This window comes from Geodermatophilus sp. SYSU D01176 (genome assembly GCF_054050015.1).
On sequence record NZ_JBJGYN010000028.1, the window covers coordinates 1 to 17,537 of the forward strand.

General features: G+C 75.6%; 18 protein-coding genes. 6 read left to right on the forward strand and 12 right to left on the reverse strand.

Features of this window, described 5'->3' with window-relative positions:
- Positions 1 to 144 precede the first annotated feature (144 nt).
- On the forward strand, positions 145 to 681 hold the full coding sequence (locus ACI78Z_RS15425) for a hypothetical protein (protein ID WP_457037415.1): 537 nt from the start codon (positions 145 to 147) through the stop codon (positions 679 to 681).
- A 41-nt stretch (positions 682 to 722) separates the two neighbouring features.
- Here ACI78Z_RS15425 and ACI78Z_RS15430 read toward each other — a convergent pair whose 3' ends face one another.
- Entirely contained in the window at positions 723 to 1,778 is a 1,056-nt protein-coding gene (locus ACI78Z_RS15430; RefSeq protein WP_457037416.1) for an NlpC/P60 family protein, read from the reverse strand.
- A gap of 364 nt (positions 1,779 to 2,142) precedes the next feature.
- Between ACI78Z_RS15430 and ACI78Z_RS15435 the strand changes: the two genes are divergently transcribed.
- From ACI78Z_RS15435 to ACI78Z_RS15445, 3 genes are read left to right on the forward strand one after another with little or no spacing between them, the layout of a single operon-like run.
- A complete protein-coding gene (locus tag ACI78Z_RS15435) occupies positions 2,143 to 2,355 on the forward strand; it encodes a hypothetical protein (RefSeq protein ID WP_457037417.1) in 213 nt (70 codons plus the stop codon).
- A 43-nt stretch (positions 2,356 to 2,398) separates the two neighbouring features.
- Complete coding sequence (locus tag ACI78Z_RS15440; RefSeq protein ID WP_457037418.1) at positions 2,399 to 3,952, forward strand: phytoene desaturase family protein; 1,554 nt, start codon at positions 2,399 to 2,401, stop codon at positions 3,950 to 3,952.
- Positions 3,946 to 4,815, forward strand: a complete 870-nt coding sequence (locus ACI78Z_RS15445; protein WP_457037419.1) for a YihY/virulence factor BrkB family protein — start codon at positions 3,946 to 3,948, stop codon at positions 4,813 to 4,815. The genes ACI78Z_RS15440 and ACI78Z_RS15445 overlap by 7 nt, the downstream gene beginning before the upstream one ends.
- Here the strand turns inward: ACI78Z_RS15445 and ACI78Z_RS15450 are convergent.
- From ACI78Z_RS15450 to ACI78Z_RS15485, 8 genes are all read right to left on the reverse strand, one after another.
- A complete protein-coding gene (locus ACI78Z_RS15450; protein WP_457037420.1) occupies positions 4,779 to 7,184 on the reverse strand; it encodes a penicillin-binding protein in 2,406 nt (801 codons plus the stop codon). The genes ACI78Z_RS15445 and ACI78Z_RS15450 overlap by 37 nt on opposite strands.
- A gap of 100 nt (positions 7,185 to 7,284) precedes the next feature.
- Positions 7,285 to 9,297 carry a HelD family protein gene (locus tag ACI78Z_RS15455; RefSeq protein WP_457037421.1) on the reverse strand — a complete coding sequence of 671 codons (2,013 nt, stop codon included), beginning with the start codon at positions 9,295 to 9,297 and terminating at the stop codon, positions 7,285 to 7,287.
- 164 nt (positions 9,298 to 9,461) lie between these two features.
- A complete protein-coding gene (locus tag ACI78Z_RS15460; protein ID WP_457037474.1) occupies positions 9,462 to 10,166 on the reverse strand; it encodes an acVLRF1 family peptidyl-tRNA hydrolase in 705 nt (234 codons plus the stop codon).
- On the reverse strand, positions 10,124 to 10,528 hold the full coding sequence (locus ACI78Z_RS15465; RefSeq protein ID WP_457037422.1) for a rhodanese-like domain-containing protein: 405 nt from the start codon (positions 10,526 to 10,528) through the stop codon (positions 10,124 to 10,126). The genes ACI78Z_RS15460 and ACI78Z_RS15465 overlap by 43 nt, the downstream gene beginning before the upstream one ends.
- A gap of 20 nt (positions 10,529 to 10,548) precedes the next feature.
- A complete protein-coding gene (locus tag ACI78Z_RS15470) occupies positions 10,549 to 11,763 on the reverse strand; it encodes an MFS transporter (RefSeq protein WP_457037423.1) in 1,215 nt (404 codons plus the stop codon).
- A 215-nt stretch (positions 11,764 to 11,978) separates the two neighbouring features.
- Positions 11,979 to 13,793 (reverse strand): phosphoenolpyruvate carboxykinase (GTP), encoded by a 1,815-nt coding sequence (locus tag ACI78Z_RS15475; protein WP_457037424.1) that lies wholly within the window; start codon positions 13,791 to 13,793, stop codon positions 11,979 to 11,981.
- 244 nt (positions 13,794 to 14,037) lie between these two features.
- Positions 14,038 to 14,556 carry an SRPBCC family protein gene (locus tag ACI78Z_RS15480; RefSeq protein WP_457037425.1) on the reverse strand — a complete coding sequence of 173 codons (519 nt, stop codon included), beginning with the start codon at positions 14,554 to 14,556 and terminating at the stop codon, positions 14,038 to 14,040.
- The gene (locus tag ACI78Z_RS15485) at positions 14,553 to 14,882 is read right to left on the reverse strand and encodes an ArsR/SmtB family transcription factor (protein ID WP_457037426.1); all 330 of its coding nucleotides are present in this window, start codon (positions 14,880 to 14,882) and stop codon (positions 14,553 to 14,555) included. The genes ACI78Z_RS15480 and ACI78Z_RS15485 overlap by 4 nt, the downstream gene beginning before the upstream one ends.
- 73 nt (positions 14,883 to 14,955) lie before the next feature.
- Between ACI78Z_RS15485 and ACI78Z_RS15490 the strand changes: the two genes are divergently transcribed.
- On the forward strand, positions 14,956 to 15,174 hold the full coding sequence (locus tag ACI78Z_RS15490; protein ID WP_457037427.1) for a hypothetical protein: 219 nt from the start codon (positions 14,956 to 14,958) through the stop codon (positions 15,172 to 15,174).
- Between the two features lie 77 nt (positions 15,175 to 15,251).
- Positions 15,252 to 15,494: an acyl carrier protein gene (locus tag ACI78Z_RS15495; RefSeq protein WP_091377409.1), complete on the forward strand. Its 243-nt coding sequence runs from the start codon at positions 15,252 to 15,254 to the stop codon at positions 15,492 to 15,494.
- Positions 15,495 to 15,595: 101 nt separating this feature from the next.
- Here the strand turns inward: ACI78Z_RS15495 and ACI78Z_RS15500 are convergent, their stop codons facing one another.
- The 3 genes from ACI78Z_RS15500 to ACI78Z_RS15510 all read right to left on the reverse strand — a co-directional run bounded on the left by ACI78Z_RS15500 (position 15,596) and on the right by ACI78Z_RS15510 (position 17,506).
- On the reverse strand, positions 15,596 to 16,246 hold the full coding sequence (locus tag ACI78Z_RS15500) for a DsbA family oxidoreductase (protein ID WP_457037428.1): 651 nt from the start codon (positions 16,244 to 16,246) through the stop codon (positions 15,596 to 15,598).
- Positions 16,247 to 16,285: 39 nt separating this feature from the next.
- Positions 16,286 to 16,663, reverse strand: a complete 378-nt coding sequence (locus ACI78Z_RS15505; protein ID WP_457037429.1) for an FKBP-type peptidyl-prolyl cis-trans isomerase — start codon at positions 16,661 to 16,663, stop codon at positions 16,286 to 16,288.
- A 96-nt stretch (positions 16,664 to 16,759) separates the two neighbouring features.
- Positions 16,760 to 17,506: an SDR family oxidoreductase gene (locus ACI78Z_RS15510; protein ID WP_457037430.1), complete on the reverse strand. Its 747-nt coding sequence runs from the start codon at positions 17,504 to 17,506 to the stop codon at positions 16,760 to 16,762.
- Between the last annotated feature and the right edge of the window lie 31 nt (positions 17,507 to 17,537).

Sequence of the window (17,537 nt, forward strand, 5' to 3'; positions counted from 1 at the left end):
CCCCGACACGCGGCCCCGCCGTTCGGACCACCGCCCCCCGCAACCGCCGCCCCGCCGCCCCCCCCCCCCCCCCCCCCCCCCCCCCCCCGCCCCGCCCCCCCCCCCCCCCCACCTCGTCGTCCCCCCGTGGCAGGGTCCGTGCCCGTGCGGGGTCTGGCGCGGCGCGAGTTCTGCCTGGTCCTGCTGCGCCGGATGGCCGACCTGCGGCCGGACCTGGTGGCCGAGGCGCTGCCCCGGCTGGGCGCCACCCGCGCGGAGGCGCACGCGACGCACACCCGCTGGCAAGCGCTGCAGCACTCGCCGCGGGCGCCGCGCGGGCTGGCGCTGCGCTCCGCCGTCCTCGGCCCGCCGGAGGAGACCGAGGACCGCCGCTTCGGCGACCTCGACCTCGAGGTACGCCGCTGGCCGCTGCCGCTGTGGCCGCACCTGTCCTGGGAGGTGCTCACCGGCCCGGGCGGCAGCGTGCTGCAGGAGCACCTGGTGCGGGCCCCGGGCTCGCCCGCGCCGCAGGCGACGCCGGCCCGGCTGCGGGTGTGGGAGCACACGCTGGACGACGTGGTCGGCCTGCGCGGGGCGCGGAGCGTGGACCCGGGCGTGGTCACCCGCTGGGAGGTGCACCTGCCCGGCGACGTCCGCGCCCGCTTCGTCTGGGGCCTGCTCCAGTCCGTCGACCTGCGGTGACGCCCCGGGCGGCGGTCCCCGCGGGGACCGCCGACCCGGGGTCACACCGCGACGCGGTTGAACTTCGGCGTCGCGCCCATCACGTCGATGTTCGAGATCTTGACGACGTCGCCGGAGGTCGGGGCGTGCACCATCTGCCCGTTCCCGAGGTAGATGCCGATGTGGCTGACCGGGCTGTAGAAGGCGACCAGGTCACCGGGGCGCGCCTCGGCCCGCGAGACCGGCGTCCCCATCTGGGACTGCATGCGGCTGGAGTGCGGCAGGTCGACCCCGGCCGCCTTGAAGGCGTACTGCACGAGGCCGGAGCAGTCGAAGGAGTTCGGGCCGCCCGCCGCCCACACGTAGGGCTTGCCGCGCTGGGCCAGCGCGCGGTCGATCGCCGCCTGCACCGACCCGCCGGCGGCGACCACGGGGGCGGACGCCGCCACCGGCTCCTCGCGGGTGGTGCGGCTGGCCCGGCCGTTCTCGCCGGCGCCGTGCGCGGCCGCGGCTGCGTCGAGCGCGGCCCGTCGCTCGTCGGCGGACAACCGGGCGTAGTCGGCCTGGTAGTCGGTGATCTGGGCCTGCAGGTCTGCCTGTTGGCGGGCGACGGCGTCGTACTGCTGCTGGGCCTCGCCGGCGGCGCGGTCGGCCACGGCCCGAGTCTGGGCGGCGGTCTCCCCGGCGGCGACGGCCGCGTCGAGCAGCTCGCCCTGGTGGCCGGCCACGGCCTGCAGCAGCGTGACCCGGTTGACGAACTCGTCGGCGGACCGGCTGGTCATCAGCGCGTGGAAGGCCCCCATGCTCTCGCCGGTGAACGCGGTGCGAGCGACGCCGACGACGGACTCCCGGGCGCGGGCGACCTGCGCCTCCGCCTCGGTCACCGCCGCGGCCGCGGCCTGCGCCGCCGCCTGCTGGCCGGCCAGCAGCGCGCGCGCCTCGTTGAAGTCCTCGGTGAGGACCTCCAGCTCGTGGCCGCGGGCGGCGACGAGGGCCGCGGCCTCCGCGGCGGTGGTCGGCTCCTCCGCACCCGCGGGAGCCGGGGCGACCGCGACGCCGAGGCCGAGGGCGCCGGCGAGGACGAGGGCCGCGCGGCGGGCGGTGCGAGGGGTCGCCATGGTGCGGCGGCTCTCCGTTTCTCCACGGCCGCCCACCGGGTCAGCTGACGGGTGCGGGCAGGACGCTGCCCGGCGCTCCCGGCGGCACTGCCGGCGCGCGCTCCACCCCAGTCGTTCGGGAGGTTCCCGGCCCCGCGCTCCCGGGGAGGAGAGCGCCGGCTCGGCGGCATCCGCGGGGTGTCACCCAGGCTGGTGACGGAGCGCCCCGACGGATGTACTCACCGTAGGGGCGGTGACGCCGCCGTGACAATTACCCGGATGTGATTTGGGCGCATCTCGACTCAACTCCGCAGGCCACCGGCGACGGGTGGGACCGGTGTGACGGACGGGGTTCGCCGGGCGTGCCGCGGGGCACGCAGCGGTCATGGACCTGAAGCGCCCCCTGGTCGTGCTCGCCCTCGCCGCCGCGCTGGCCGGGTGCGGCGGCGGCACGGAGACCGGCGACAACACCGACCTGGACCGGGGCACCACCGAGTGCGGCGCCGCCGAGGCCGGCGCGACCGACGAGGAGCTCTGCGAGGACACCGAGCAGGACAACGAGGAGCAGACCGACGAGGAGGACGACGGCGACGGCTGAGCGCGGCCCGCAGCGGCAGGTGCGCTCCGGTTACGGTCCGCCGGTGGCTGCGCGCAGGTACGACGCCGTCGTCGTGGGAGCCGGGCACAACGGGCTGGTGGCCGCGGCCTACCTGGCCCGTGCCGGGTGGTCGGTGCTGGTGCTCGAGCGGCTCGTCGAGGTCGGCGGCGCCGCGGTCAGTCGGCAGGTGTTCCCCGGCGTCGACGTCCGGCTGTCGGCCTACTCGTACCTGGTCAGCCTGCTCCCCGACCGGGTCGTGGCCGACCTCGGCCTGCAGCTCACCCTCGCCGACCGCGCCGTCGCCTCGTACACCGCCGTCCCGGGCGGCCCGGGCCTGCTGGTCGAGCGGGACGAGGGGCCGGCCACCGCGGCCTCCTTCCGCGCCCTCACCGGCTCCGACGCCGAGCTGGCCGGCTGGCAGCGGTTCTACGGGCGGGTGGCCACGCTGGCCGAGGACCTCGCCCCGACCCTCACCGAGCCGCTGCTCGCCCCCGGCGACCTGGCCGCCCGGCTGCGCGACCCGCAGCTGTGGCACGACCTGCGCGAGCGGCCGCTGGCCGACGTGGTCGCCGACGAGCTGTCGCACGACGTCGTCCGCGGTGTCGCGCTCACCGACGGGCTGATCGGCACGTACGCCGACGTGCACGCCGACGACGGCCTGGCCGGGCGCTGCTTCCTCTACCACGTGGTCGGCAACGGCACCGGGCGGTGGCGGGTCCCCGTCGGTGGGATGGGCGCGGTGGTTGGCGCGATTGCCGCCGCGGCCCGCAACGCCGGCGCCGAGCTGGTCACCCGGGCGCAGGTGACCGCGGTCGAGCCGCGGCACGACGGCGCCACCGTCCACTGGACCGGCGACGACGGCACCGAACGCGCGGTGGACACCGGCTGGGTGGTCGGCGGCGCCGCCCCGGCCGTGCTCGACCGGCTGCTCGGCGAGGCCCCCCGCGTGAGCGCGGACGGCGCCCAGCTCAAGGTCAACATGGTCCTGGCCCGGCTGCCGCGGCTGCGCTCCGGGGTGGACCCGGCGGTCGCCTTCGCCGGCACCTGCCACGTCGACGAGGCCGCCTCCCGGCTCGACGCCGCGCACGCGCAGGCCGCGGCCGGGCGGCTGCCCGACGTCGTCCCGTTCGAGGTGTACTGCCACTCCCTGTCCGACCCCACGGTGCTCGGACCGGCCGAGCGGGCCGCCGGCTGGCACACGCTCACCCTGTTCGGCCTGCACACCCCCGCCGCGCTGTTCCGCGACGACCCGGACGGCGTCCGGGAGGAGGCGGTGCGCCGGGTGGTGGCCCAGCTCGACGCGCACCTGGCCGAGCCGCTGCTGGACTGCCTCGCCCGCGACGCCGACGGCCGGCCGTGCCTGCAGGCGGCCTCGCCGCTGGACGTCGAGGCGTCGCTGGCGATGCCGGGCGGGCACATCTTCCACGGCGACCTGTCCTGGCCGGTGGCGTCGACGCCGGACGAGGTCGGCACCTGGGGCGTGGGAACCGCGCACCCGCGGGTCGTGGCCGCCTCGTCGGGCGGCACGGTGCGCGGCGGCGCGGTCAGCGGCCTGGGCGGCTACGCGGCGGCCCGCGCCCTGCTGGACCGGTGCTGAGGCGGGCCTGGTCGGCGCGCCGGCTGCGCGCCGAGACCCGCGCCCTGCTGCGCGGGGCCGCCGAGCGGCTGCGCGGGCGGGACGTCGCGCTGATCGCCGCCGGCCTCACCTTCTACGCCGGCATCGCCGTGGTGCCGCTGCTGCTGGTCGCCTTCTCGCTCACCGCGCTGCTGACCTCGGCCGGGCGGGTGCGCGAGCTCAGCGACCGGGTGGGCCAGCTGCTGCCATCGGAGCTGGGCGCGCCGGGGGCACTGCGGACGCTCGCCGAGGCCGGCACCGGCCTGGACCCGCTGGGGTTCGTCCTGGCGCTGCTCCCGCTGTCGTTCTACGGCGAGGGGCTGCGGCGGGCGCTGCTGCGCTTCACCCCGCGCCAGGACCGGCTGACCGGCTGGCGCGGCCGGCTGCTGGCCCTCCCGCTGGTGCTCGCGACGCCGCTGCTGATGTACCCGGTGCTGCTGGCCGCCTCGTTGATGGTGGAGCTCACCGAGCGGGGCAGCGCGCTGGGCCCGCTCGCCGTCGGCTACTACTCCGTGCTGTTCGCGCTCACCGTGCCGCTGCTGTGGGGCTTCGGCGTGGTCGCGGCCGGGGACCTCGACCGGCGGGCCCTGGTGTCCGGGGCGCTGTTCACCGCCGCGTGCCTGTCGGGCTTCCTGCAGGGCTTCGTGCTGTTCCTGGCCCTGCCGCTGGCGCTGGGCGCGCCCTTCGGCGGGCTGACCGTGGTGGGCGCGGTCGTGGCGATCAGCCTGTGGCTGTTCCTGCTGCACCTGGTCGTGATCGGCGGGTGGCTGCTCACCCAGTCCCTCGACGACCGGCTGCGGCGCGGGGCTCAGCCGTCGTCCGGGCGCCCCCCACCGTCGTCCTGACCTCCCTGGTCCTGCCACTGCCCGGGGTCGGGCACCTCCGGTGCCGCCGGCGGGGGTCCGGGCTCGGGTGCCGGCGGACCGTCGGGCTGTGGCGGGGCCTCCGGCTGCTGCCGCTCCTGCCACTCGGGTTGCGGCGCAGGCGCGGGTGCCACCCAGTCCTCGCCGTTGCTCACCAGGATGGAGACGACCTGGCCCGGCACCGCGCGGGCGCCCCGCGGCGGGCTGGTGCCCAGGAAGGTGCCGGAGCGCCGGGCGCTGTCGGTCTCGACGGTCCGGTGCTCGAAGCCGGCGTCCTCCAGCGCCGCCCGGCAGGCCCGCACCGAGGTGCAGCCCGGGACCGGGCGGGTGTTGCCGTTCATGACCACCTCGTCGGCCGGCGGGAACTCCCCGCTGCCCCGCGCCTCCAGGATCGGCGCCATCGCGTCGCGCCAGACGGTGGCCGCCTTGCCGCCGCCGAAGCCGCCGACGTTCTGCTTGCGCTTGGGGTTCAGCACCATGACGCTCGCGGCGATCTCCGGGGTGTACCCCACGAAGGCGATCGAGTCGTTGTCCTGCGACGTCCCCGTCTTGCCGGCGATCTGGTGGCCCGGCACGTACGCGCGGGTGCCGGTCGCGCCGGAGTACCCCGGCTCGACGTCCTTGCGCAGCATCTGGTTGAGCGTGTTGGCCACGCCGGGCTTGATCGCCTCGGGGGTGCAACGGTCCCCGACGGCCAGCGGCTCGCCGTCCGACCCGAGCGCGGGGTCGCCGTGCTGGTCGAGCACCGCGGTCACCGGGACCACGTCGCACTGGGTGCCGCTGGCCGCCAGGGTCGAGTAGGCGCTGGCCAGGGCGAGCGGGCTGGTGGCCTCGGAGCCGAAGGTGAACGAGCCCCGGTTCTCGTCGATGATCTGCTGCGGCAGGTCCGGGTCGCTGAACTGGAACAGCCCCATCCGCTCGGCCATCCGCACCGGCTCCTCGACGCTGCCGAGGGCGTCCTCGAGGGCGAGGAAGTAGGTGTTGGACGACTGGTAGAGCGCGGTGGTGAGGTCCAGCGTCGAGCGGTAGGTACCGGCGTTCTCGACGTCGTAGCGCCCGGTGCCGTCCCGGTAGACCCGGGAGACGTAGGGGTCCGACGTCGTCAGCGTGTAGTAGCTGGAGAAGCCCCGGTCCAGCGCGGCCGCGGCGGTGAAGACCTTGTAGGTCGAGCCGGAGCCCTTGCTCGGGGCGGCGTTGAGGTTGAACGACTCCTGCGCCGGGTCGTTGCGGTCGTAGCCGAAGACGCGGTTGACGCTCATCGCCAGCAGGTGGCCGGTGCCCGGCTCGACGGCGGTGAACATGCCGGCCAGCGAGTTGCCCATGGACAGCGTCTCGAGGACGGCGGCGTCCCCGGCGCGCTGCAGGTCGGCGTCCAGCGTGGTCTGGATGACGTAGCCGCCGTTGTCCAGCTGCTCCTGGGTCAGCCCCAGCTCCTGGATGAGGTAGCGCTGCACGAAGTCGCAGACGAAGGCGCCGACCGTCGCCTCGGCGCAGCCACGGCGCGGGGCCGGTGCGGGGGCGAGGCCCAGCGGCTCGGCCTGCGCGGCGGCCGCCTGCGCCGGGTCGACGAGGCCCTGCTGGGCCATCCGGTCGAGGACCTCGTTGCGCCGCGCGGTGGCCGCCTCCGGGTCGGTGAACGGGTCGTCCTCGGTCGGGCTCTGCGCCAGGCCGGCCAGCAGGGCGGCCTGCGGCAGGCTGAGGTCGATGGCGTCGACGCCGAAGAAGGCCTGCGCCGCCGGCTGCACGCCGTAGGCGTTCTGCCCGAAGTAGACGATGTTGAGGTAGCGGGTGAGCAGCTCGTCCTTGGTGTAGGTGTCCTCGAGCGCCAGCGCCAGCCGGGCCTCGCGGAGCTTGCGGCCGAGGGTCTGCTCGGTGGCGGCGCTGCGCTCCTCGGGGGTGTCGGCGGTCTGCAGCAGGGTCTGCTTGACCAGCTGCTGGGTGAGCGTCGACCCGCCCTCCTGCACGCCGCCGGCGGCGATGTTCGTGAGCAGCGCGCGGGCCGTGCCCTGCACGTCGAGGCCGTGGTGGTCGTGGAAGCGGGCGTCCTCGATGGCGATCATCGCCTGCTTCATCACCTCGGCGATGCGGTCGCCGGTCACCGGGGCGCGGTTCTCCTCGTAGAAGGAGGTGATCACCTCGCCGTTGGCCGCCGTGAGCACGGTGTTCGGGGGCGGGGCGTCGACGGTGAGCTCGGTCGGCAGGTCGCCGAGCAGGCTGGTCGACTGCTGGGCGGCCACGGCGGGTCCGCCGACCCAGGGGAAGAGGAGTCCCGCGACGAGCGCTCCGGCGACCACGACCGTGGCGGCGAGCTTGAGCAGCGTCCTGGCCCGTGCGTCCGTGCGCAGGTCCATGGGCCCCCTTCCGTGGAGTGCCACTCGAACAGGAATCGGCGCCGTCCACAACGATCCGCGCCGTGCCGTCGGCCATCCTGGCCCGCGCACGCCACACCTGTCACGCAGCGAGCAGGTCCGGCAGGTCCCCGGCGTGCAGCACCACCAGCGTGCTCACCGCCCGGGTGAGGACGACGTAGAGCCGGTGCAGCCCGCGCGGCTCCGCGGCGACGATCGCGGCGGGGTCCACCACGACGACCGCGTCGAACTCCAGCCCCTTGGCCAGGGTCGCCGGGACGACGGCCAGCGCCCCCGCCTCGCCGTCGTCGCCGAGCACCGCCGCGGGCAGCCCGGCCTCCACCAGCGCGCCGGCCACCTCGGGCACGGCGGCGTCGGCGCAGACGACCCCGATCGAGCCCGGCGTGGCGGCCAGCTCGCGGACCACGTCGGGCAGCGGGCCGTCGGACCGGATCCGCAGCGACCCGGACCCGCGGCGCACCGCCGTGGCGGCCGGCAGCCCGGGCGCGATCGCCGGCAGCAGCCGGTTGGCGTACTCGAGCACCTCGCCGGGCACCCGGTAGCCGCGGGAGAGCGGCCGGACCTCGGTGTCCGGGCGGCCCAGGCCGGCGAGCGTGCGGCCCCAGTCGGCCGCCGACCACGGGCCGGTGGCCTGGGCGAGGTCGCCGAGCACGGTGAGCGACCCGGCCGCCAGCCGGCGGGCGATCGCGCGGCACTGCATGGGCGAGAGGTCCTGCGCCTCGTCGACGACCACGTGCCCGTAGCCGGCGGTGCGCTCCAGCAGCCCGGCGACCTCGTCGGCCAGCACCGCGTCGGCCTCCGTCCACGGCGCGGCGCGCAGCGGGCCGGCCGGGCGGAGCAGCAACGCCTGCTCGCCGTCGTCGAGCACGCCGCGGGCCGCCCGCGCCAGGACGGCGGGGTCGGTGAGCAGCGCGTGCACCAGCTCCGCGGCGTCCCGGGCCGGCCAGACCGCGTCGCAGAACGCGCGCACCTCGGCGCTGCGGGCGGCCCGGCGCGTCTCGGCGTCCGTGGGGCTGCCCCCGGCGGCCTCGGCCTGCCGGCGGGCGTCCTCGGCCAGCAGCATCGCCAGCCGCTCGCGGCCGGCGGCGTGGTGCAGCACCTGCTGGTCGTCGCCGGCCCGGCCGCGGCGGCGCAGGTCGTCGACGTACCGCTTGAGCCGCTCGACCGGCACGCGCCGGCGGCGCCCGGCCAGCGGCACCTGCACGTCGTCGGCCGGCTTGGCGATCGCCCCCCACAGCGCGCGGTGCAGCACCTCGGCCATGCGGGCGTCGCCCTTGAGGACGGCGACCTCCGGGGCGTCGGTGCCGCGCACCGTCACCCGGGCGGTCAGCTCGGCGACCGTGGTCTGCTCGACGTCGACCTCGCCGAGGGTGGGCAGCACCTGCTCGATGTAGCGCAGGAACGCGCGGTTGGGCCCGACGACGAGGACGCCGGTGCGGGCCAGCTGCCCGCCGTGCGTGTAGAGCAGGTAGGCGGCGCGGTGCAGGCCGACGGCGGTCTTGCCGGTGCCGGGGGCGCCCTGCACGCAGATCGACTCGGCCAGCGGCGCCCGCACGATCGCGTCCTGCTCGGGCTGGATGGTGGCGACGATGTCGCGCATCGGGCCGGAGCGGGGGCGCTCGATCTCCTGCTCGAGCAGCCGGCTCGGGACGGCGTCCCCCACCCCGAGCAGCTCGTCCTCGTAACTGGTCAGCTCGCCGCCGGCGAAGCCGAAGCGGCGGCGGCGCACCAGGCCCTGCGGGTCCGCGGCGCTGGCCCGGTAGAACGGCCGGCTCATCGGCGCCCGCCAGTCGATGACGACCGGGGTGCCGTCGGCGTCGCGGACGTGCCGGCGGCCGATGTGGAAGGTCTCGGTGCCGGTGTCGGTCCGCCCGAAGAACGGCGGGACGCCGGGGTCGGCCGCCAGCGCGCGCAGTCGCTCGGCGCGGGCGGCACCGAGCCGCTCGGAGGCCCAGGCGTCGACACCGGCGTCGACGACGGCGGAGGTGGCCGCCCGCATGGCGGCCAGGCAGTTGGCCGCGCGCGCCAGATGAGCGCGCTCGGCGGTGAGGACGGGATCGGGGGCGGTGGTCGTCTCGCTGGGTGCGGAGGACACGGTCGGAGGACGTTACGCCGTGACATCGCGGTCCTCCAGACCGCGCCGCGTCCAGGAGCCGTTCCCCAGCTGCGTCGAGCGCACTCCGTCACTGTCGGGGAGCCTCCGGCCCCCACTCCTCGCGCCGCCTCGCGGGCACCTTCCCCCGACGCTGCCGGCTGCCGTCAGGGACGCTCGTGCGGCTCCACGATGTGCACGTCGACGGCGCGGAACTGCTCCGGGGTCTGCAGCAGCACCGCCTTCGTCGGGTCGCCGACCTCCAGGGCGGGCCCCCGGCGCAGCGCGGCCAGCGCCCGCAGCCGCGGGTCGGCCAGGACGTCGTCGACCAGGCCGCGGTCCCCGCCGGTGAACAGCGCCGCCACCTCGCCGGCGTACGGCAGCAGCACCCGGACGGCGGTCTCGGCGGCCGCGCCCACCACCGCGTCGGTCTGGTGCGCCCGCCGCCGGGCGAAGCGCTGCTGCGACCAGCCACCGGCCGCCGTGCGCCCCTGGACCTGGCGCGCGTCGACCTTGGACACCACCAGGTCGGCGCCGTCGAACACCCCGACCGCCCACCGCCCGCGGCGGACCAGCAGGACGGCGGAGCGGTGCGGCACCCGGACCGCCGCGCTGAACGAGGACAGCAGCGCCGGCCCGGGCCGCCAGCCGAACGGCGCCCGCAGCGTGACCTCGGTGGTGTCCGCGAAGGTCACCCGCACGCCGCCGTCGACGGGCGCCACGGTGTCGACGGTGCCGTGCCGGGCGGCGACGCCGTCCAGCCAGCGGCCGAGGCGCTCGGGTGGGACGCGCAGCTGCCGGCCACCGCCGGCTGCCGGCCGGGATCGGGTCAGCCGGCGCTCCGCGTGGTGGGCAGGCCGGCCGCGGCCCAGGCCTGGTAGCCGCCGACGACGTCGGTGGCGCGGTGCAGGCCGAGGGCTCGCAGCGAGTCGGCGGCGAGGCTGGAGGCGTAGCCCTCGTTGCAGAGCACGATCACCTCGACGTCGTGGTCGGTGGCCTCGGGCAGCCGCGCGTCGCTGGCCGGGTCCAGGCGCCACTCGAGGACGTTGCGCTCGACGACGAGTGCGCCGGGCACCTCGCCGTCGGCCTCGCGCTGGGCGACCGGGCGGGTGTCGACGAGCAGGGCACCGCCGGCCATCCGCGCCGCGGCCTCGGCGGGCTCCAGCCGGCGGAGACGCCCGCGCACCTCCTGGAGCACCTCGTCGATGGAGCGGGTGCCGGCCGGGGTGTCCACGGGCTCCATCCTGGCCCCCGTCACCGCGCCATCGCCGGCTCGGCCGCGTGCTCGGCGGGCACGTGCAGCAGCCGCTGGGTGCCGGAGACGACGACGGCGGCGACCGCGGCGGCGAGGGTGGCCACCAGGAACGCGCTGCTGGCCCCGGTCGTGTCCACCAGCTTGCCGGCGGCCGAGGACCCGAGGGCCACCCCGACACCAAGCGCGGTGCCGATCCAGGTGAACGCCTCGGTCGTCGCCGAGCGCGGGACCAGCACCTCGGCCAGCGTGAAGGAGCTGATCAGGGACGGCGAGATCGCCAGCCCCGCGAGCACCACGAACGGGATCATCAGCCACACGTCCTGGACCAGCGCCAGCGGCAGGCTCAGCACGGTGAGCACACCGAGGGCGACCACCAGCCGGTGCCGCAGCGGGTGCCGCCAGTGCACGCTCCCCCAGCCGATGCCGCTGACCATCGAGCCGAGCGCCAGCGCGGCGATGAGGACCCCGGACAGCGGCATCGCGTCCCGCTGGTCGGCGAAGGCGACCAGCGCGATCTCCAGGGTGCCGAGCACCGTGCCGACCGCGGCGCCGACCACGAAGAGGACCTTGATGCCGGGCGTGCGGATCGCCGACGGGCCGGTGCGGGCGGCGTGCCCGTGCGGCGGCGGCTCGGTGCGGCCCTGCGCGGCGAACAGCAGGCTGCCGACGATGGCGAGGACGAAGGCGGTGACCACCCCGGAGGTGGCGTGCCCGGTCGTGGACAGGAAGGTGACCAGCACGGGGCCGACGATGAAGACGAACTCGTCGACCACCGACTCCATCGCCAGCGCGGTGTGCAGCCGGTGGGTGCCGCGCAGCAGGTGGGTCCAGCGCACCCGGATCATCGAGGCGACCGGCGGGATGCAGGCACCGGCCAGCCCGGCGGAGGCGAAGAGGATCCAGCGCGGCCAGTCCTCCTTGACCGCCGGCAGGAAGACGCAGCCCGCCGCGACGAAGACGGCGAGCACCGGCAGCAGGGTGCGGCGCTGGCCGTGGGTGTCCGCCCAGCGCCCGAGCAGCGGCCCCGAGATCGCCGTCGTCACCGCCCCGGTCGCGGCGACCGCCCCGCCCAGCCCGTAGCTGCCGGTCTCGGAGGCGATGAGCAGCACCGAGCCGAGGCCGACCATCGACAGCGGCAGCCGCCCGACGAACGCGGCCAGGACCATCGGCAGCGCGTGCGGCGTGCGGAGCACGTGCAGGTACGGGTTGGGCACGGGGGAGCGACCTGTCGTCTCAGGTGGGATGTGCCGGGTCGACGAGCCACGCTAACCGACGTGCGCAGGCGGGGCCCGGCGGCCACCGGATCATCCCGCACGTGCGCGGCCCGGGACGGCGCAGGGCCCCGCGCCGTAGAAGGACCCCCTGCCCCCCACCACTCGCACGCTCGCGGTGGGACCCTGCAGGGGGCCGTCCCGGCACCCCGCCGGGTTCACCTCAGCCGGTGCTCCAGGATGGCCAGCTCGTCCCACATGGTGCTCGGCAGCTTGTCGCCGAACTTCTGGAACCACTCGGTGATCTGCGGGATCTCGGCGCGCCACTCGTCCTTGTCGACGGCGAGGGCCTTCTCCACCTGCTCGCGGGTCATGGCCAGGCCGGAGATGTCCAGCGAGTCCGGCGTCGGCACGTGGCCGACCGCGGTCTCCTCGGCCGCCGCGGTGCCCTCGAGCCGCTCGACCACCCACTTGAGGACCCGGCTGTTCTCGCCGAAGCCCGGCCACAGGAAGCCGCCGTCCTCGTCCCGGCGGAACCAGTTGACGTAGAAGATCTTCGGCAGCTTGGTGGCGTCGTGGGCCTTGCCGGTCTCGACCCAGTGCCGGAAGTAGTCGCCGGCGTTGTAGCCGATGAAGGGCAGCATCGCGAATGGGTCGCGGCGGACGACGCCGACGGCGCCGGTGGCCGCGGCGGTCGTCTCCGAGGACAGCGTGGCGCCCATGAACACGCCGTGGTTCCAGTCCCGGGCCTCGGTGACCAGCGGGATGGTGGTCTTGCGGCGGCCGCCGAAGAGGATCGCCGAGATCGGCACGCCCTTCGGGTCGGTGTACTCCGGCGCCAGGATCGGGCACTGGGTGATCGGCGTGCAGAACCGGCTGTTCGGGTGGCTGGATGGCTCGTCGCTCTCCGGCGTCCAGTCCCGGCCCTTCCAGTCGGTGAGGTGGGCCGGCGGTTCGTCGGTCATCCCCTCCCACCAGATGTCGCCGTCGTCGGTGAGGGCGACGTTGGTGAAGACCGAGTTGCCCTTGTCGATCGTGCGCATCGCGTTGGGGTTGGTGTCCCAGCCGGTGCCGGGAGCGACGCCGAAGAGGCCGAACTCGGGGTTGAGCGCGTAGAGCCGGCCGTCATCGCCGAAGCGCATCCAGGCGATGTCGTCGCCCAGGGTCTCGACCTTCCAGCCCGGGATGGTGGGCTCGAGCATGGCCAGGTTGGTCTTGCCGCAGGCCGACGGGAAGGCCGCGGCGATGTAGTAGGTCTTCTGCTGCGGGCTGGTCAGCTTGAGGATCAGCATGTGCTCGGCGAGCCAGCCCTCGTCGCGGGCCATCACCGAGGCGATGCGCAGCGAGTAGCACTTCTTGCCCAGGAGGGCGTTGCCGCCGTAGCCGGAGCCGTAGGACCAGATGGCCCGCTCCTCGGGGAAGTGCACGATGTACTTGGTGTCGCTGCAGGGCCACGGCACGTCCTGCTGGCCCTCGTCGAGCGGGGCGCCGAGGGAGTGCATCGCCGGCACGAACGGCCGGTCGGTGCCCATCGCCTCGAGGATGGCGCTGCCGATGCGGGCCATGACCCGCATCGAGACGACGACGTACTCCGAGTCGGTGAGCTCGACGCCGAACATCGGGTTCTCGGCCTCGACCGGGCCCATGCAGAACGGGATGACGTACATCGTCCGGCCGCGCATGCACCCCCGGTACAGCTCGGTCATGATCGCCTTCATCTCGCCCGGGTCCATCCAGTTGTTCGTGGGACCCGCGTCGGCCTCGTCGACCGAGCAGATGAAGGTGCGGTCCTCGACGCGCGCGACGTCGCTGGGGTCGGAGGCGCACCAGAAGGAGTTGGGCTTCTTCTCCAGCCGGGTGAAGGTGCCGGCGTCGACCAGCCGCTGGGTGAGCCGCTCCCACTCCTCGTCGCTGCCGTCGACCCACACGACCCGGTCCGGGGTGGTCAGCTCGGCCATCTCCTGCACCCAGGCCAGGAGCCGGGCGTGGGTGGTCGGGGCGTTCTCGAGACCGGGGGTGGCCACGGAAGTCACGGCGTCTCCATCCTCTGGGCACACCGGGCGGGAAGCCGCCGGCGCTGGTGATCGTCCTGCTCGGTCGTCGTCCGGACCGCTGGGCGCCACGGGCGCCGGCGGGGTGCCGGGGTCCGGACAGCCTAACGGTGAGGACGACCACTGTAACCGTGAGAGACGTTACGTATAGGACGTCTACCCCGCGGGCCGAAAGCCCCTGGTGGGGTCCGCCCCGGCCACGGCATCTCCCCGGTCCGGGGCGGGGTCAGGAACCCGTCGACATCCCGTAGACCGGCCCGGCGACCTCGGCGGCGAAGGCGTCCCAGTCGCTGGGGCCGGGGCGTCCGCCGACCTCGGCGCCGAGCCTGTCGAGGTACCAGTGCCAGCCGGCGGCGAAGTCGGCGACGTCCACCCCGGCGGCGAACACCTGGCGGAAGCGCAGGACCGTCCGGTCGGCCTCGGACCACAGGTCCACCTCGAGGGTCCAGTCGTCCTGACCGACCCACTCGACGACCAGCCGGCGAGGGCGGTCGCACTCGACGATGCGCACCGGCTCGCCGACCGGGTCCTGCTCCTGGGTCATCGTGAACGTGCCGGTGCCGCCGGGGGCACGCTCGCCGTCGTCGTAGCGGCCGATCCAGCGGGCCAGCCGGTCGGGCTCGGTGAGGGCCGACCAGACGTCCTCGACGGGGTCGGGCCAGGACCGGCGGAACTCCAGCAGCTGCCGCCCGTCGTCCTCGGTGGTGACGACGCCACGCCGGGCCATCGCGTCCTGCACGGTCACGGGGTGCCTCCGTTCCTGCGGGCCCGCCCGCCGCGGGCCAGCTCGGTGTCCAGTGCGTCGAACCGCCGGGCCCAGAGGTCGCGGTAGGGCTCCAGCCAGTCGTCGAGCTCCCGCAGCGGGCGCGGGTCGAGCGAGTAGAGCCGCCGACGTCCCTCCACCCGGCTGCGCACCAGCCCGGCCTCGCGCAGCACGCGCAGGTGCCGGCTGATCGCCGGGCGGCTCACCGGGAACCGGTCGGCCAGCTCGCCGGCGGCCCGCTCGCCCCGCGCCAGCAGGGCGAGCAGTTCCCGCCGGGTGGGGTCGGCGAGGGCCGCGAGCGCCTCCATGCCATATGCGTAACACAGGGGTTACGCGTCCCGCCAGGGGTTGGTGCGCGGTCCCGCCGGGCACCGGGACCGCATGACCGTCACCGACCCGGACGTCCCGGACCCGCTCAACGACCCCCGCACGCTGCAGGCCGACCCCGGCGCCTACGGGCAGGGCGAGGACCTCGCCTCCACCGAGGACGACCCGATGTCGACCGGCGAGGAGGAACTGGCCGCCGGCCGCGACGCGGCCGACGACGCCGGGGGCGGCGACGTGACCGGCGGCGCGTTCTCCGAGGCGCCGCGCGACTGAGACGAAGCGGTCCGTTTCAGCCGCGTCCGGCCGGGAACCTCTCGGGACCCACAGTCCCCACAGCGAGGAGGCACGCGATGGCCACCGGTGAGACCGGCTTCGAGGACGTCACCTACGACCTGATCTCGGTTCAGTACCACTCGCTCAAGGCGGGGCACGACTACGGCCAGTACGTCCGTGACGCGGAGAACGCCGGGCTCCAGGACATCGCCGGGTTCTTCCGCGAGGTCATGGAGCAGGACTCGGCCCGCGCGCGGCGCTGCCACGAGTTCCTGCGGCAGCTGTCCGGGACCGAGCAGGGCGGCCCCGCGACGCAGTAGGAGGAGGACCCCGTCCCCTCACCGCCTGGGCCGCGGGTCCCACCCGGCCGCACCGGTCGTCGGCGCCCCGATGGCCGGTGCGGCCGACGTCGTCCGCTGGACTAGACCGCCACCCGGTGGCCGTCGGCCCACGCCCGCTCGAGCACCTGCAGCAGCAGGTCCGCGGGCTGCGCGCCGGCGGCGCCGTAGCGGCGGTCGACGACGAAGAACGGGACGCCGGTCGCGCCCAGCTCCTGCGCCGTGCGGGCGTCGGCGAGGACGGCGGGCCGGTAGCGGTGGTCGGCGAGCGCGGCGCGCACCTCGGCCTCGTCCAGCCCCACCTCGACGGCGAGCGCGGCGAGCGAGTCGACGTCGAAGACTGAGCGCCCCTCCTCGAAGTGGGCGTGCAGCAGCCGCTCCTTGACCTGGCCCTGCACGCCCCGCTCGGCGGCGAGGTGGATCAGCTCGTGGGCCAGCAGCGTGTTGCCGCTGACGCCGTCGGCCAGGTCGTAGTGCAAGCCCTCCGCGGCGGCGGTCTCCTCGACGTGCCGCATCATCCGGCGCATCTCCTCGGCCGGGCGGCCGTACTTCGCGGCCAGCGCCGGGAGGGTCTCGTGGGTCTCGCCCTCGGGGATGCCCGGGTCCAGCTGGAACGACCGCCAGACGACCTCGACCTCGTCGCGGTGCGGGAACCGCTCGAGCGCGGTCTCCAGCCGGCGCTTGCCGATGTAGCACCACGGACAGACGACGTCGGACCAGACCTCGATGCGCACGGACCGCACCAACCGGGGTGCGGTCCGTGCCATTCCCCGCTAGCGGACGCCGACGAGGTCCACCACGAACACCAGCGTCGCGCCGGGCTTGATGACCCCGCCGGCGCCGCGGTCGCCGTAGGCCTTGTGCGCCGGGATGGTGAGCCGGCGGCGGCCGCCGACGCGCATCCCCTGGATGCCCTCGTCCCAGCCCTGGATGACCATGCCGACGCCCAGCCGGAACTCCAGGGGGTCCCCGCGGTCCCAGGAGGCGTCGAACTGCTCGCCGGCCTCGTGGGTGACGCCGACGTAGTGGGCGCTCACCAGGTCGCCGGCCTTGGCCTCGGGGCCCTCGCCGACGGTGATGTCCTCGATCACCAGGTCGTCGGGGGCGGGGCCGGTCGGCGGCTCGACGTCGGGACGGGTGGGCTGGGCCATCGGTGCTCCTGGAGGTCGGTGCCGGGTTGGTCCCGACGGTCGTCCCATCCAAACAGCGCTCCGGCGGGGTCGCCGGGCGGGCTCCGGTCCGGTCGCTCAGCGGCCGCCGGCGACGTCGAGCACGCTCCCGGTGCAGTAGCCCGAGCCCTCGCCGAGCAACCACAGGACGGCCCCGGCGACCTCCTCGGCGCGACCGGCCCGACCCATCGGCACCACGGGCCCCAGCCGCGCGACCCGGTCGGGCTGTCCCCCGCTGGCATGGATCTCGGTCTCGATGATGCCGGGCCGGACGACGTTGACCCGCACACCCTCCCCGGCCACCTCGCGGGCCAGACCGATGCCGAGGGTGTCGACCGCACCCTTGCTCGCCGCGTAGTCGACGTACTCGCCGGGCGAGCCCAGGCGACTGGCGACCGAGGACACCAGCACGACCGAGCCGCCCGAGCCGCCGTGGCGGGTGGACATCCGCCGCACGGCCTCCCGGCAGCACAGGACGGCGCCGAGCACGTTCACGGCCAGCATGCGCTGCACCCGCTCCGCGGTGAGCTCGTCGACCCGCGCCCGCCGGCCCACGATGCCGGCGTTGGCCACCAGCCCGGTCACCGGACCCAGGCGGTCCGCGGCGGTGAACGCGGCCAGGACGTCGTCCTCGACCGAGACGTCGGCGCGCACCGCGACGGCGGTCCCGCCGTCGTCCTCGATCCCGGTCACCACGTCGGCGGCCGCGGCCGCGTCGCCCCGGTAGGTCAGGGCGACCGACCACCCGGCCGCCGCCGCGGCACGCGCGGTCGCCGCGCCGATGCCGCGGCTCCCGCCGGTCACGAGCACGACACCGGGAGGCACGGTCGGACCGTAGCGCCGAGCGGGTGCGCGG

What these genes read in the sequence shown, in the direction of transcription:
- ACI78Z_RS15430 (WP_457037416.1), bottom strand. Translation starts at nt 1,778, where the DNA reads ATGGCGACCCCTCGCACCGCCCGCCGCGCGGCCCTCGTCCTCGCCGGC.
- ACI78Z_RS15435 (WP_457037417.1), top strand. Translation starts at nt 2,143, where the DNA reads ATGGACCTGAAGCGCCCCCTGGTCGTGCTCGCCCTCGCCGCCGCGCTG.
- ACI78Z_RS15450 (WP_457037420.1), bottom strand. Translation starts at nt 7,184, where the DNA reads ATGGACCTGCGCACGGACGCACGGGCCAGGACGCTGCTCAAGCTCGCC.
- ACI78Z_RS15485 (WP_457037426.1), bottom strand. Translation starts at nt 14,882, where the DNA reads ATGGAGGCGCTCGCGGCCCTCGCCGACCCCACCCGGCGGGAACTGCTC.
- ACI78Z_RS15490 (WP_457037427.1), top strand. Translation starts at nt 14,956, where the DNA reads ATGACCGTCACCGACCCGGACGTCCCGGACCCGCTCAACGACCCCCGC.
- ACI78Z_RS15495 (WP_091377409.1), top strand. Translation starts at nt 15,252, where the DNA reads ATGGCCACCGGTGAGACCGGCTTCGAGGACGTCACCTACGACCTGATC.
- ACI78Z_RS15505 (WP_457037429.1), bottom strand. Translation starts at nt 16,663, where the DNA reads ATGGCCCAGCCCACCCGTCCCGACGTCGAGCCGCCGACCGGCCCCGCC.